Origin of the sequence: Xanthomarina maritima, from assembly GCF_008084905.1 — a bacterium.
Classification (GTDB): domain Bacteria; phylum Bacteroidota; class Bacteroidia; order Flavobacteriales; family Flavobacteriaceae; genus Xanthomarina; species Xanthomarina maritima.
Genome location: NZ_VSFC01000033.1, coordinates 25,707 through 39,264, shown reverse-complemented (window position 1 = coordinate 39,264; position 13,558 = coordinate 25,707). Strand labels below are relative to the sequence as shown.

General features: G+C 32.3%; 9 protein-coding genes. All 9 read right to left on the bottom strand.

Annotation, left to right across the window (positions count from 1 at the left end; translation table 11 throughout):
- Nucleotides 1-42 precede the first annotated feature (42 nt).
- The 9 genes from FVF61_RS07270 to FVF61_RS07230 all read right to left on the bottom strand — a co-directional run bounded on the left by FVF61_RS07270 (nucleotide 43) and on the right by FVF61_RS07230 (nucleotide 13,504).
- Nucleotides 43-3,483, bottom strand: a complete 3,441-nt coding sequence (locus FVF61_RS07270) for a DEAD/DEAH box helicase family protein (protein ID WP_148454858.1) — start codon at nucleotides 3,481-3,483, stop codon at nucleotides 43-45.
- Between the two features lie 3 nt (nucleotides 3,484-3,486).
- Nucleotides 3,487-4,551 carry a Fic family protein gene (locus FVF61_RS07265; RefSeq protein ID WP_148454856.1) on the bottom strand — a complete coding sequence of 355 codons (1,065 nt, stop codon included), beginning with the start codon at nucleotides 4,549-4,551 and terminating at the stop codon, nucleotides 3,487-3,489.
- Between the two features lie 226 nt (nucleotides 4,552-4,777).
- Nucleotides 4,778-5,383 carry a hypothetical protein gene (locus tag FVF61_RS07260; protein WP_148454854.1) on the bottom strand — a complete coding sequence of 202 codons (606 nt, stop codon included), beginning with the start codon at nucleotides 5,381-5,383 and terminating at the stop codon, nucleotides 4,778-4,780.
- 38 nt (nucleotides 5,384-5,421) lie between these two features.
- The gene (locus FVF61_RS07255) at nucleotides 5,422-5,772 is read right to left on the bottom strand and encodes a hypothetical protein (RefSeq protein ID WP_148454852.1); all 351 of its coding nucleotides are present in this window, start codon (nucleotides 5,770-5,772) and stop codon (nucleotides 5,422-5,424) included.
- Nucleotides 5,769-6,977: a restriction endonuclease subunit S gene (locus tag FVF61_RS07250; protein WP_148454850.1), complete on the bottom strand. Its 1,209-nt coding sequence runs from the start codon at nucleotides 6,975-6,977 to the stop codon at nucleotides 5,769-5,771. Before FVF61_RS07250 ends, FVF61_RS07255 begins: the two co-directional genes overlap by 4 nt.
- Nucleotides 6,974-8,473, bottom strand: coding sequence for a class I SAM-dependent DNA methyltransferase (locus tag FVF61_RS07245; RefSeq protein WP_148454848.1), 1,500 nt, complete (start codon nucleotides 8,471-8,473; stop codon nucleotides 6,974-6,976). The genes FVF61_RS07250 and FVF61_RS07245 overlap by 4 nt, the downstream gene beginning before the upstream one ends.
- 3 nt (nucleotides 8,474-8,476) lie before the next feature.
- Nucleotides 8,477-9,760, bottom strand: a complete 1,284-nt coding sequence (locus tag FVF61_RS07240; protein WP_148454845.1) for a DUF2130 domain-containing protein — start codon at nucleotides 9,758-9,760, stop codon at nucleotides 8,477-8,479.
- Nucleotides 9,761-9,824: 64 nt separating this feature from the next.
- Complete coding sequence (locus FVF61_RS07235) at nucleotides 9,825-11,006, bottom strand: hypothetical protein (protein ID WP_148454843.1); 1,182 nt, start codon at nucleotides 11,004-11,006, stop codon at nucleotides 9,825-9,827.
- On the bottom strand, nucleotides 11,006-13,504 hold the full coding sequence (locus tag FVF61_RS07230; RefSeq protein WP_148454842.1) for an N-6 DNA methylase: 2,499 nt from the start codon (nucleotides 13,502-13,504) through the stop codon (nucleotides 11,006-11,008). The genes FVF61_RS07235 and FVF61_RS07230 overlap by 1 nt, the downstream gene beginning before the upstream one ends.
- Nucleotides 13,505-13,558 lie beyond the last annotated feature (54 nt).

Genomic DNA, 13,558 nt, shown 5'->3' with positions numbered 1-13,558 from the left:
GAATTGTCGTTAAGTTTTAAGGGGGAGAGCTCAATTTAATAATTAGCCAATATTTTCATTCACATTATCAATAATAGAAACGATTTTTCTAACATTATGATCGTCAAATAAACCAATGATACCATCATCGCTTGCTTCATTAAAAGGGGGTTGTGTCAATAGCTTTTTATCTAATGTACCGTTATGGTTTAGGTAGTTAATTAGAGTTTGTATAAAAGTTATTTGAACTGGTTTTAAATTTTCATCTTCAATAAAGTTGGCAAACAGCATATTAACCGTTTCAATATCTAAGCCTACTACGCTTCTAATGAATTTTCCTAAAGGCTGGTCTCCATATTCATTTTCATATTCTTCTTTTGTTCCGAGTTCATCATTGAATAAAAATGATTCTAAAAGCTCTAATTCCTTAGGTGTAATTGGAATGTTTTTATGAAGTTTATCTATAACCAGATGCGATTTGTTTTTACGTATAAAGGACTCCACCCTGTCTTTGTAACTTTTAAGCTTAGCGTAGGTAGGCATGATGTCTACTTCCTTAACCTTATCCAAATGAATTTCGTCTGCAAAATCAGTGTAAATCGTTTTCATCTCTTCCCGTTCTATAAACTTTAATAAATCTCTTAATTCCACTCTTATATGTTCAACGATGTTTACATTGGTATGCTTCCAAAACTCCACTTCTTGAACCTGTTTAATAAGTTCTAACTTGGCATTAACCTTTGGGACGTTGCGCTTTTTATGTAGATTTTGCGCTATGTTATAAATCTGTTTTACGTAGGTTTCTTCCCCTTTTGCATTTCCAGATAATATCATTAGTTGGAAATTGAGTACTAATAAATCAAAGCGTTTTGCTCGTTCATCGCCTCCTATATTATAGGGTGCCAAACCTGAAAGATTTTCGCTTAAATCGTGCACGTCTCCAACTGTTAAGCTATCCCAACGTTCTCTTTTACAAAATTCTGTTACAAGAGACCAGTGTTTCCTTACCTCAAAACGTTCTTGATCTAAGGTACTTATAACTTCAAACAATTGATTGGTATAATCCAGTGCTAAGACATCTTCTTCTGCTGTACTTTCTGTATTATCCCGAATGGCGACTAAGATATTTAACTTGGCATCGAATATTTTTTCTGATAATGTTTTAGAACTTGTGCCTTTAACACCATCAGGAAACTCTCCAAAGAAACTAAAGTTGTCGCAAATATCAAATATTACAAAATGCTCTTTATCTAATCCTGGTCCAAATAAATCTGGTCTTAATCTTGTACCACGCCCAATCATTTGCCAAAATTTAGCATAGGACTTTACTTGTTTGAAAAATACAAGGTTTACGACTCTAGGAGCATCTACACCAGTATCCATCATATCTACAGATACGGCGATTTGAGGTTCTAACTCTACTTTATCTTCACAGAATTTTTCTAGTAAATCTTGGGCTTTTGTTTCATAATTATCTATGACACGCAAAAACTTTCCAGAATATTCAGGGTAATTTTTATTGAATCGTTTTTCTATAAATACTGCATGCTTGTGGTTTTTAGCAAAGATGATGGTTTTACCTAATTTATCGCCACCCTCTACTTTTATACCATTGTTCATGAGGTGGTCTAACACTAAGTCTACCGTTTGATTATTGAATAAAAACTGATTTATAGCAGACTTGTTTATTTCTATATCATCGGTATCATCACCCGAAGCTCCATCCATAAAGGTTTCTTCAAACTTCAATTTATCTTCCTCAGATAACTCCTTGTATTTGATTCCCTCATGTACAAACTTAACAGGGACCTCTATGGCTTTTGGTGGTACTAGAAACTTGTCTTGTACCGCCTGGTTAAGCTCGTAAGCATAGGTGGGATTATCATCTTCAATTTTAAATAATGAGTAGGTATTATGGTCTATATCTTTTTTTGGTGTTGCAGTTAAACCTATTAATATGGCATCGAAATACTCAAAAATGGCACGATACTTTTGATAGACTGATCTATGTGCCTCATCAATAATTATTACATCAAAATGACCTGCTCCATAAAACCGACCATCTTCATTTTTCAAACCATCGATACGATTCATTATTGTTGGATATGTAGAAAACACGATACGTGTTCCGTTATCCTCTTTTTCTTTAGTTAAATCAATGGCGCTTAAATGAGGTACATGCTCTTTGAATGCATTTTTTGCCTGAGTCACCAAGGCATTTCTATCTGCTAAAAACAACACACGCTTTGCCCAATTGCTTTTGGTTAACATATCCACTATGGCAGCCGAAACTCTAGTTTTTCCACTGCCTGTAGCCATTACCAATAAAGCTTCTCTGTTCTTTCCTTTTAACTCCCCATTATGGGTTGTTACTAGTGCTTCTGCAACACGTTTAATTGCTTCTAACTGGTAAGGTCTTCCGGCAATATCTCTGTTAACTTGATATTGTCTTAAATCCTTTCTGGTACTTCTACGTTCTATAAGATACTGTAATTCGTCTTTAGTAAGAAAGCCACTTACACGACGTTCTGGATAGAAAACATCATCCCATACATGGGTTTCAAAACCATTACTATAAAATATTATTGGACGTTGGCCAGTCAATTGTTCTAAGCAATTAGCATATAAATTGGCTTGGTGTTTTCCTTTTTTAGCATCGTGCAAGGTTTTTTTAGCTTCTACTACTGCTAAAGGTTTTCCATTATCATCCCACAATACATAATCTACATATCCTATTCCAGAAGGATTTACCGATGTAGGCATGCCGTTCACTTTAAATTCTAAATCTCTGCCCTGTTTAAGATTGTCCCATCCTGCTTCTTTAAGTAACACATCTATAAATAATTTACGTGTTTCTTTTTCTGAGGTTAATACAGGTACCACTTCATCAAAATCCACTTCTAGATGTCGCTCATCTTTTCGTTGTAATAAAAGCTGTTCCTGTTCTTTAACCTGAAGTTTTAAAAGTGCATTTTCTTTCTGAAGTTCTAAAGACCGCTCTAATTGAGTAGCTTTTTCTTTTAACAAGGTATCAATGGCATCTGACTTCTTTTGTAAGTCTAGAACAGATTTATCGTTTAGCTTTCCTGTTGGAATTAAATCTTCATTAAATAACGGAATATTAGGCACTTCCTGATTGTAATTAATTCCAACAAAGGATAACAACCTAAAGATACTACGGAGTGATATAAGGGCTTCTCTAGAAGTTACACGCTTACCATGTGCCGCATTATTCCCTATGGTTCTAACAAGTGTTAACTCATTTAATAAACTTGCTTTTATATCATTTTTAAAATCGTCATGATACATTAGCGAGGCTAATTTGGTATCGTAGGGACGTTCATAATTTGGATCGTTGTCGTACAGCCAGTTTAAACACAGCTCTAAAGTTACTCGACATTGTAAAGCAGCATATTTTGGTGCCGTAAATACAAATTTTTCTGCTTCTACAGCTTCGTTGTAAAGCTCTGGGAAGTCTGCTTTAATAAATTCAAAATTGCTCATATGCTATTTGGTAAACAATTTAACAAGCCTATAATTAATGTAATAATTAAACTTGCCTTGCTTCATTTTTATTAGCACACCATCGTCTGCTAAAGTGTTTAAATAATTAGCTGCAGTTACTCTACTAACATGTAATTCATCTTTTAAAAACTCGATTTTTGTATAAGGCTGTTTAAATAAGTGATTTATTAAATCGTGGCTATAGAATTTATAATTGGTACGCAAAACCGTTTTCATATCCTGCATTGTGATTTTAATAAGCTTTACTTTATCTATGGTTTGGTATGCAGTTTCCTCTACGCCTTCCAACATAAACAATATCCATGCTTCCCAATTGTTATGATCTCTTACGTCTTGTAGTTTTTTATAATAGGCATGCTTATTGGCAATAATATAACGGCTTAGATATAATATTGGAATATCTAGTAAGTCTTGTAAGAGCAAGTATAGAATATTAATTATACGTCCAGTACGCCCATTACCATCATAAAAAGGGTGAATGCTCTCAAATTGGAAATGAATAATTGCCATTTTTAAAACAGGGTCGTAATCATTTAAAGAGGCATCATTTATATAAAGCTCTAAATTTTGCATGAGTCCCTTTATAACTTCTGCATCTTGAGGTGGTTGAAAAACTACTTCTCCTGTTTTATCATTTTTTAAAGTTGTACCTGGTAATTTGCGTAAACCTGCCTTATTATTTTCTAATACCTCTTGTATTTTAATAATATCGTTAACAGATAGTATTTTTTTACTTTTAACAATGGCCGCTCCTTTTTTTAGTGCTTCCACATAATTTTTAACTTCTTTAGTTGCTGGGGATAAGAATTTGTCCTCGGTGATGGTGCTTTTATAAATTTCGTCGTGCGTGGTTACTATATTTTCTACCTCAGAGCTGTCTTTTGCTTCTTGAATAGCCAGCGTATTTATTAAAATATCTTGTTGTGGCATGGTTTGGGCCAGACCTTTAAGTTCTGCCAAAGCACGATTTACAGAAGCTAGTTTTTTTAAAACTGCTTTAGTTTCAAAATCTTGAGGATAGGGTAGAAGTTGTGGTTTCCAACTCATGTAAACAATTTTATAAAAGCTTTATTCGTATTCGTTTCATGTAAAGATAATTCAATTTTCTTTACACGTTATAATTTCATGTAAAGAAAATACATTATTCTATATACTTCTAAATCAGTTAACTGTTTTTTTAGTAATGGCTCTGTGTACTTTTTATCCTGTTTATATCTAAAATAGTAAGAGTCTACAACAAAAATCCAAACCTTACCCACCAAAAGCGTAGATTTTACATTCTTGTATAGATTAATGAACCTATATTTTTAGACGCAGCCAATTTACCATAGACACCAGGCGATGGCTTATTACTGGGACGAGATCTTTTAATTGTTTTAGAATTTGTCCCTTTTGGATTTCGTTTTTTAGAATTTAATCTTTTTTCAATCCAATGTTTATTGTCCTGCCAAATTTCTTCACTAAATTTTGTGTTTTGTTTTATTATAGTTCCTTCTCTTTTATTTAATTCTGTAATAAAAAGTTTAGTTGGTGTATTAAAATAGATTGCAACTTTATGTAAGGGTTTATTTATAAAATTTTTATGAAAAGATTCAGTAGGATTCAGCTTAGTCTTACTTCTCTGTTTTATAGCTTTTCTTTTACCTTTTTCACTGCGTAACTTTTCCTTTTTCCTTTTTATTTTCTCATTTACTCTTGCCACTAAAGGTCCTGATAACTTATACTGTAATAATTTTAAGTTAATGGCAGATATGGCTAGTTTACGAGAATGCTCATCCGTATATTTTTCTTCAATAGTTGCTTTAAGAGCATCCAGTTGCTCTTGACTAAATTGCTCTTGCTGAAAAAAGGTTTCTATTTCTGAAAATATTTCTACCATATTAAAATTTTACTAATTTCTATTTAAACGTCTTTTATTTATAATTTAATCTTTAATAATTGTTGAACTACTTCAGCTATTTCAACTTTACTATATCCTTCCAAATTTAGATCCCATACAGACCATTTGGTAGAATTAATACCATATGTTCTATGCTTAAATTCACCTATTGAATTATTATTTAGTAAAGTGCTAATTGCTTCAATTTTCAATTTTGTTAGGTTACCAATTGGATATTTAAGGCCTATACTATCTTCTGATATAAAAAATTCAAATAATATTGGTATTTTAATTCCTGAATAAATATAGCCTCCACTAGAAGCCACAGAATAGTTTAATTCTTTTGGTAGTAACTTTACCAAATCCTCTAATTCTTTTTTACTATTCATACTAACTCCCCTTTAAACGCCTTTTGTAATAGGCTATTAAACAATTCTTCACTTTTTTGTAGACTTTGTTGTGCTTGTGCTTTTTGTGCTTCTATGGCTTGCACACGCTCAGAAAATTGATTTTGTAAATTTATCGGTGGTAAAATAAAAGGAAACTTTTTAAAATCCTTCATTGGTGGGAAATTCGGTATTCCTGCTCCTCTATTTGCATCAAAAAATGTTCGCCTAAAACTATCTTGTGTAAAATGAAAAACAAAAAAGTCATTTCGCATTTTACTTTCATCTAGAGTGACTTTTAACAATGCTTGATTAATAATGCCTTCTTTAGCACCACCTGGCACTATTGCTAGCTTTCCCAAATATACTCCAGAACAACTTATTATGATATCCTTAGGCTTTACAGCAAAACCAATTAATTCATTGTATTTCTTTTCATCTATAAAGTATCGAGCCATAGAAAAGTCATTGTTCAATGCATGAAACTGTTCGTAAACCAAATAACCATCTTCAACAAAGATTTCTTTTTTCAAAGCACCACCAAACGGACCTCTTTTTAGTGAATATTTTTCATCTTTCACCAACTCAACAATGGACTTTGTTTCCCAATCTTTTTTATTAGTAACAGGATCTCCAAACATATCCAAAAAGAGGCTTTGGGTAAGGGCTTCATATTTTTCAATTAGTTTTTTATCTAGTTGGCGTAGTTTGTCTGCTTCATCTAAAATAGCTGCAATCTTTTTTTGGGTGGCTAGTGGTGGAAGTGGGATTTTTGTTTTGTTAATATATCTTGTAAGTTGAAGATTAATAATCCCTGTCGTCTTGTTTTGAAAATTTCCTGTAAAACCAAATTGATGATTCGAAAACAAAATATAAAGTAAATATTTAGAAAACACTCTGTCTCCTTTAGGTCTTAAAACTGAGGTGAAATTATTACACAAATAAGTACCTTCATTATCAAAATAAACTACCCTTCCAACAGGTTGTTTCGGACTTCCTCCAGATTTTTCAATAATAATATCACCTGGTTTTAATTTTTTTGAATTTACTTTCCTCTCATCAATATTTCTTAAAACCACATTACTATAATCAATAATTCCTTCATTGGTAAAGTTTGTAGTTCTTAATACTTTTATATCCCCTCCATCAGTACCCCATTCTCCTGAAATAGGTTTTTCAACTAAGTCTTTTAATACTTTTTCAATCATCCTAAAAGCTTATTTAATACAATTAAAGCATTCTTTCTTTCTTCATCTAACTCTTGAATATCTTTGATAATATCAACAGGTTCATCATACTCTATTTCTTCATAGACTATTTCCTTATAGCGGTTTATGGATAGGTCCCAATCGTTACCCTTAATTTCATCAAAAGGCACTAAAAAGCTATGGTCTGTACGTTTGCGTGTATGTTCGGGAGATTGCTTCGCGTCCGCTCGCAATGACGTATAGCGTGCTAAAATATCTGGTATATCATTTTCTTTAATTTCATTACGCTTATCATCCAAACTATAGCCGTCAGCTTTCATGTCGTAAAACCAAACCTTATCTGTACCTCCAGAATTGGTCTTGGTAAAGAATAACACGGCTGTACTAACACCTGCATAAGGTTTAAAAACACCAGAAGGCATAGAGATTACTGCTTCCAATTTTTGGTTTTCTACTAATTCCTTGCGGATACTTTTGTGCGCATTAGAACTACCAAATAAGACACCATCTGGCACAATAACTGCTGCACGACCACCTACTTTTAAAGTGCGTAGCATTAAGGACAGGAATAATAATTCTGTCTTTTTTGTTTTTGTGGTTTGTAACAGGCTGCTTTCTACTTCATCATAATCTAAACTACCTTTAAATGGAGGATTTGCCAAAATTAATGTATAAGCATCTTCTACATCACCATTGGCTTCACTTAAGGCATCTTTTCCTGAAAGTACCGGTGTTTCCATGCCGTGTAATTGGAGGTTCATTGCTGCAATACGCAACATAGAAGGGTCGAACTCTGTACCATGAAACATGTTTGTATTGAAGTGTTCCCTGAAGGTTTTGTTTTGAAACCAGTCGTTGTGGTTGTCAAAAATATACTCACCTGCGCTTACCAGGAAACCTGCTGTTCCACAGGCTGGATCGCAGATAATGTCGTCTTGTTTTGGTTGTGCCATAGCTACCATCATGTTAATGATATGGCGTGGGGTACGGAATTGTCCATTAGTTCCCGCTTCTGCTATTTTAGAAAGCATGTACTCGTACAAATCGCCTTTGGTATCTCTATTATCTAAAGGTAGCTGGTCTATTTGCTGAACCACCTTATCTAATAGTTTTGGTGCTTGTATCATAAAAATGGCACCTTTCATAAATTTGGCAAATTCTCCACCTTCGGCACCAATGGTTTTCATGAAATCGAAAGCCGTAACATCATCTAAATCCCGTTGAGGTCTGGTAAACAAATTGAACATTGTTTCCGGGTCTTTATTTTTAAAGTTGCTCCAGCGTAAGGCACTTTGTTCTTTTGTATAAATAGGTTTTTCCAGAGGAAGACCTAGCAGATTTGCTTGCTTCTCCATTAGAATCTGTTTGTCGTCTAACTGTTTAATGAAAATGAGATAGGTGAATTGCTCAACTACTGTAAGTGGGTTTGAGATTCCTCCTGTCCAGAAGTCGTTCCAAATTCTATCTATTTTACTTTTAGTTTCTCCTGTGATCATATTTTATTTTTTGCTAGTCGTTTTTAAGTTGTTAAACTTCTCTTTCATGGTAGGGTTGCCATGGGTTAATTTCTTTATTGTTAAGTCGTCTGCTTTATTATTTGCCAAACGTAGGTTATTTACAGACGATAATAATGCTTCTTTAGTTTTTTGAAGATGATCCATGGTTTTATCAATTTCCTTTATAGCTTCTCCAAACTGGCGACTTGCTAAATCGTAATTTCTTGCAAAGCCGGTTTTAAAATCATTTATCTTGTCCTCGAAATGTGTAATATCTACATTTTGATTTCTAATAATACTTAACTCTGATTTATATTCCAAAGACTTCATTCCAGCATTTCGAAGCAAAGTAATTATAGGAATAAAAAATTGTGGACGTACCACATACATTTTATCATATTTGTAGGATACGTCTACAATCCCGGTGTTATAAAACTCGTCATCAGACTCTAATAAAGAAACTAATACGGCATATTCACAGCCTTTATCTCTTCTGTCTTTGTCTAGTTTTGCAAAAAAATCTTCATTTTTCTTTTTGGTTGTCGTTCCATCATTTTCATTCTTCATTTCAAACATAATTGAAATGATTTCGTTGCCGTTTTCATCTTTTTCTTTAAAGATATAATCGCCTTTAGTTCCTTTGGAAGCATCATTGTCTTTTTCGAAATATGCTTTTTGAAAGGCAGAGGACCTTAGCTTGTTAAATTCAGTTTCGCAATGTTGTTCCAGCGTTTCTCCAATCATTTTTGTAGATAGCTTTTGCTTGTAGTCCTTTAAACGCTCTATTTCTTCGTCCTTTAATTTTAAGTCTTTAGCAACGTGATCTAATTCTCTTCTAAAATCTTCTTTTAAAGATTTTTCTAAATTCTCTTTTTCAGACTCTTTGAGCTTCAGATCATTGACCAGCTGGTTCTTTTGTTTTTCAAGCTCATTTACCGCATTTTGAAGTTCTAATTTTTTTTCAGTTTCTGTTCTGTCAAGTTTAGATTGCAGTTCTTGAATTTGTTTTTCTTTTTTAGAAACCTCATCAACTAGCTCTGATTTGCTTTTGAATTTTAATTCATCAATTTCGCGTTGTTTTTGTGACAACTGCTCTTGAAACGTATTTTTTAGTTCAGATTCTTTTAATAACAAAGCAGATTGTTTTTCTTTTTGAGCAGTTTCCAAGCGATTATTTAATTCGTCTTGAAATTGCTGGTCACGTACTTGTTTTACGATGTCTGTATAAACACTATCATCTACTTTAAAGACTTCTTTACAGTTTGGGCATTTTACGTTTGTATTCATAACTAACAATTAAGATTAATAATAGTGCAAAGATAGGGTAGAGGTGTGCGGGGTGGTTGCATAGTTATATTTTCGTAATGTTTTGAGCAACAGAAGATTCTTTAACTGTAAATTTAATTTTATCGCCAATCTTAAGATTATTGCTAACTACATCTCCTTTGAATACGCCTATACTTTTAGTTCCATTATTAACTAAAGCTGAAGCCCAGCCATTAGCACCTATTTTTGATATTTCTGCTATTTCATATTTATTTCCATCTGCATCGTACCCAATATCCTGCCAATATGATTTGTTGGTTGCCACGTTATTATTCACCTTTACATAACCCTCAAACCAAATCAATACATCCATTAATTGCAGTGCCAATGAATATAATAAGTAAGGTGTTTTTACATTTTTACGATATGCTTGAATATGAATATTTTGAGTTATATCAACTACGGAAGTATGAGAAGCAGCTCCTGTTGTATGAACTATATTTTTAACATTGTTCGCTATCAATTTAGGAAAATGTGTAATTGAACAATTCACGTTATAGTGATTGGTATCTAGACCAGAGAGAAACAAGTAAGATTCAGTTAAATTAACTTGATTACCATTTACTTGTACACATTTATCGTGTAATAAGCCAAATGCATTTGCTCTTCTAAACAAAGTCTCAAGGATTATTCTTAATTGTGTAAAATACAATTGATCGTCAAATTGATTATCAAAACCTTTAAGGCCTTTAAATATTGATATAAATGTATCTCTTGCTGAATCTGGATAGTCATTTAACACTTCAAATAATGACTGGTTTTCGTGTTTTATTTGAAGGTCCGTTTGCATGTCGGCTTCAGCCTTTATTGTTTGCAACAATTCTATTACATCATCAGATTTCTTTTTATTGTAGCATCTTAGTTTAAATGCCTCAAGTATAGGGTTTGTAACTTCTGTAAAATGCGTTTGACCTGACAATACAAAGTAAGGGAACGATTTTTTATTTCTTAATTCATTTATTTTCTGAATAGCAGAACCCAAACCAGCAGGATTAGGTGTTTCTGATTTTTCATCTTCAAAAAATAAGGCGTCCAATAAAATAACGTCGTAAAAATTAATGTTAGCCTCTAAAGCATTAAAACCTTCTTTGAAAGAACCATATCCTTCCAATATAATATTTTGCTGTTCTGCTTGTAAGATAAATGGAAGAAGAGCTTCATCATTGTGCTCATCGTCAATCCAAAGTATGTTATATGGCTTACTCATTATAGTATTGGTATTATAAATGAAACTGTCGTACTGTATTCCGAGTTTTCTTTGTTAGAAACAATGTTCAAAGCATTTTTACCTTCGTTATGAGCTTTTAATATTTCATTGACTTCATAGCCTCCTAATCCTTTGTTTCTTGTTTTTCCTGCAGAAAAGTTTTTACGTGCATAATCTTTTAAGGTAAAGTCTTTCGGAAAAGAAGATCCCGTATTTGAGACTCGAACTTCAACGTAAGATTTCCTACCATCAATATCATAATTGTAATATGAAGCTTCTTGAACATTTCCTGTAAAAGGTAAAATCTCAATATTAATTTTATTTGGTCGCTGTTTATTAGTAAAGGCATGATTTTTAGCATTGTCTAATAAATTAATCAATACAATTCTAAGCTTTTGAGGATTCCCTTTTATTAGTACTTGGTTGTCCATTTGCTCCTTAACATCTTCGTGAATGTCAAGCTCAAGGGTAATATTATTATTTAAACTTTTCTTTTCATCTTTAATAAATTCTGATAAGAATTTCAAGAAATGTAATTCATTAAGTTCAAAATTTGACACACTCACCAACGAAGTGTTTTTGTCTGCAAGTTCCTGAATGTATTTCACATTTTTTGAAATAGAATCAAAAGCATCAACTAATGTAAATTGTCTTTTTTGACTAATTAAATAACTTTTCCAATCTGGATCTAAACTAGATAATGCATTTTGAATTATTTCTATTGAAGAACCAATACTAAGTAAAGGCTTACCTAATATATGACTTAAAGATGTTGAGCTTTCAGTTTCCTCTTTATGAATACCACTGAGTATGTTTTCTTTTTCAGACTCTATTTTCCTCAATCTTTCTGAGAGCTCAATGATTCCGCTAACTTTCGCCTTTTGCTCTTGCATAGAAGGCAATTGAAATACGACTTTTCCTAAGTCTTTTATTCTTAGTTTTGCTTGAGCTGAACCAACTCTATAACTTTCCACCTGTTCTTGTATATAACCCGCAGAAAATTCGTTTATTAGAAATATCGGATTAATTATATCTTCATTTAGTCTTAATGCTATTACAATTGGAGGTATAACTATTGACTCTCCAGTATATTTAAAAAAAGTAGGTTTTAATGTGTTCCATTGTGTTGCAATTAATAAACAAGACTCTTCTATTATTTTAAAATTTGAACGTTTAATATTACTAAAATTTAATTCATCACTAGTCAATGTACCATTAAAGACATCTTCCTTAAGGTTTCGAATTTGAACAAGTTTCATGTGCTCATTGACAGGTGCCTTAAGACCTTTTATTAATGAAGTGAAATTGGATAATTTTGTTCCTTGAATTTCTCGTAAGAAATATCTCCCGACCGTTAAGTCGAAATCATTTTTGTAAATATTCTCGACTCTAATGTATCTCAGAAATTCATTTTCTGAATCTTGATTAACAAGATCAATAATTTTAGGATCATTTAATATCTTATTTCTTGAGCCATTTTTACTGTAAAAACTAGATGCATCTATAAATTTTACATATCCAGGTCTCGAGGAAATAGTTTTAAATATAATTATACAAACAGGGATATTAGTATTTGAAAGTAGACCTGATGGTAAAGTGATTATAGTATCTATAAGATCATTATCAATTAACCATTTTTTTAATTTTACTAAACGCCCTAGACTAAAAAGAAAAGATAATGAAAAAACAGTAATAAGTTTTCCATTATTACTTAAAGAATGGATGCCTCTATCAATTAGAAAACTTTCAACATCATAATAACTATCTCCTCCTGCTATGTGTTGTGAAGAAAATCGTGGGATGCGCATCTTAAATGGTGGAGAAGCAACAATAAGATCGAACTTTTGAAATTCATTCCAATTTTCTATAGAGTTGCCAAGCTCATAACTGTAACCATATCCCTTATTGTGGGCCTTCAGTCTTAGTTGGCCAATTGCCCAAGTAGACGTGTTTATTTCTTGCCCATGATATTCTTGATTCTCTTTAAGTTGAATACCAAAAGAAGCTAAACCAGCAAAAGGATTATAAACCTTTGCATGACTATCTAGATTAGCTAATTCAATAACTAACCTGCTTATTTCTTTTGGTTGTACGGAATCTCCCGAGCGTTTTCCTTGAAAATCTATTAATTTTTGAAGTAAATATTCAAATACTTCTGAAAAATTATTTTTTAATTGATATTTATCGATTTCATATAGACTGTGAACAACTTCAGAAAATGCTTTAGGATGAATATTCTTTATACTATCAGAATAAACATTAATAAATTTATTGTAAAATGAATCGTCATGTAGGCGTTGTAAAAATTCTTCAAACCAATTATAGTTTTTTTTGTTTTGAAAATTTGGAAAAACATCGTCCTTGTAGGCAGAAAGAAGAAATAAAACAAGCTCAGTTGTATCAACCCTTCCTGATTGATACAACAAATCAACGCACCTCCAGACTTTATTACTTATTTTTTCAACTATATCTATTTTCATGTAATTCTGATCTCTCATAAACTTTTTTAAATTCTTTTTTGCAAATTAACAATAAAATAATGCATGGTAATC

Coding starts and splice junctions, on each gene's coding strand:
- FVF61_RS07235 (WP_148454843.1), bottom strand. CDS start 11,006: ATGAGTAAGCCATATAACATACTTTGGATTGACGATGAGCACAATGAT.
- FVF61_RS07260 (WP_148454854.1), bottom strand. CDS start 5,383: ATGGTAGAAATATTTTCAGAAATAGAAACCTTTTTTCAGCAAGAGCAA.
- FVF61_RS07250 (WP_148454850.1), bottom strand. CDS start 6,977: ATGATTGAAAAAGTATTAAAAGACTTAGTTGAAAAACCTATTTCAGGA.
- FVF61_RS07270 (WP_148454858.1), bottom strand. CDS start 3,483: ATGAGCAATTTTGAATTTATTAAAGCAGACTTCCCAGAGCTTTACAAC.
- FVF61_RS07265 (WP_148454856.1), bottom strand. CDS start 4,551: ATGAGTTGGAAACCACAACTTCTACCCTATCCTCAAGATTTTGAAACT.
- FVF61_RS07230 (WP_148454842.1), bottom strand. CDS start 13,504: ATGAGAGATCAGAATTACATGAAAATAGATATAGTTGAAAAAATAAGT.
- FVF61_RS07245 (WP_148454848.1), bottom strand. CDS start 8,473: ATGATCACAGGAGAAACTAAAAGTAAAATAGATAGAATTTGGAACGAC.
- FVF61_RS07255 (WP_148454852.1), bottom strand. CDS start 5,772: ATGAATAGTAAAAAAGAATTAGAGGATTTGGTAAAGTTACTACCAAAA.
- FVF61_RS07240 (WP_148454845.1), bottom strand. CDS start 9,760: ATGAATACAAACGTAAAATGCCCAAACTGTAAAGAAGTCTTTAAAGTA.